At 48.5% G+C, this 1,951-nt stretch carries 1 protein-coding gene; it reads right to left on the bottom strand.

The window, feature by feature from the left end:
• On the bottom strand, positions 1–1,951 hold a 1,951-nt coding region (locus tag AC3Z9T_RS21340; RefSeq protein ID WP_490128057.1), incomplete at both ends, for a condensation domain-containing protein.

Raw genomic sequence — 1,951 nt, forward strand, 5'->3', positions numbered from 1 at the left:
AGGGAAGTCGGCGTTGGTGTCGTTAAAGTCAACTAACAACTGTTGACGTTCACGCTCTGAAAGCATTGGTAAGGTGGTAATCGGTTGGGTGACATCGTCTGCCATCGCCATTAACACATTTCGCAGATAGCCTCTAATGCGGACAATTGTTTCGTTATCAAAGAGATCTGTAGAATAGATGATCCCACCATCAAGGCCATTTTCCGTTTCAGTTAGAGAAAGTGTGATATCAAACTGGGTACTACGCTGTGGATGCTCAATAGTGGAAAGCTCAAGGCCGGGCAGTGTCATGTCCTGCATTGGAGTGTTGTTTAATGACAACATCACTTGGAATACAGGACTGTAACTGAGGCTACGAGCAGGTTGCAGTGCTTCTACGACTTGCTCGAACGGTAAATCCTGATAGGTATAAGCGGCAATTGCGCGTTCACGAATTTGGGTCAAGAGTTCGTCAACTGTTTGGCATTGGCTTGGTGTAATGCGTAGTGCTAGCGTATTGACAAAAAAGCCAATGAGTCCTTCGGTCTCGCTGTGCTTGCGGTTAGCTAGTGGTGTACCAATAACAAGATCACCCTGGCCGCTAAGGCGAGAAAGCACTACACTCCAGACCGCAAGTAGCGCCATAAACATCGTTATCCCTTGCTGGCGACATAATGTTTTTAATGCCGCCAGTTCTTGTACATCGAGACTGACGGGAAGAGTATCACCTTCATAGCGCTGTACGGATGGACGAGGCCTATCGGTAGGCAGTTCTATTAAGGCAGGGGCACCTTGTAATTGATTACACCAGTAGTCACGTAAAGAGTCGAGCATCTCATCTTGTAACCATTGATGCTGCCAAACGGCGTAATCAGCGAATTGAACAGGTAGTGGCGGTAACTGTGGATCGCTGCCATCCCGTGCGGCCTGATACATAGCTGCCAATTCATGCGACAAAATGCCGATAGACCAGCCATCGGAGATAATATGGTGCATGGTTAGCAGCAGTATATGTAGCTCATCACTCAATTGCAGCAGTTGACCACGAATAAGCGGCCCCTCGACTAAATTAAACGGTTGGCGAGCTCCTTGAGTAGCAAGCTCAGCAACACGTTGTGTGAGGGTGGCTTCATCCAGTTCACGCATATCGAGGCAAGTCAGGCTAAAGCCGATATCGTCTAGTTCAATATACTGGTAAGGTTGGCCATCAACAGAGGGAAAACGAGTTCGCAGGCTTTCGTGGCGGGTTATCAGCCCATTGAGTGCGGTGATCAATGCGGTTCTATCAAGTTGACCTTTGAGGCGTAGTGCTGCGGGCAGATTATAGGCACGGCTAGCAGTTGGGTCGAGTTGTGTTAGGAACCACAGCCGTTGTTGAGAAAACGACAGTGGCAGTGGTTGACTGCGATCTGCTAATGGAATATCTGTAACGGTAATGGCAGAGGTATGGCTAAGTTCTTGAGCTAAGTCGCTTAAAATAGGGTTAGTGAAAATTTTCTGAACTTGAAGCTCTAACCCTAGCATTTGGCGCACACTGGTGACACAACGCACAGCAAGTATAGAGTGACCACCAAGCTCGAAAAAGTGATCGTGACGTCCTACGCGCTCTAATCCCAGCAAATCCTGCCATATCTCCGCTAATGTCATTTCTAGCTCACCAATAGGCGTTCCATATCCACGACTAACAATGGACGACTGTGCTGGCATGGGCAGTGCTTTACGATCAAGCTTACCATTAGGGGTAAGTGGGAAGGCGTCAATGGTGACAAAGGCACTAGGTACCATGTATTCCGCGAGATGAAGAGCAAGGGCTTTGCGTAACGTGTAAGGGGTAAGTTCGGCCCCCGATTGTGCGATAAGATAGGCAACCAGACGGATATCGCCGGGATTATCTTCACGGGCAATAACAACAGCCTCTCGTACCCCGCTGCATTGCAACAGACGTGCTTCAATTTCACCCGGTTCAATACGG

This window comes from Providencia sp. 6390, assembly GCF_058148425.1.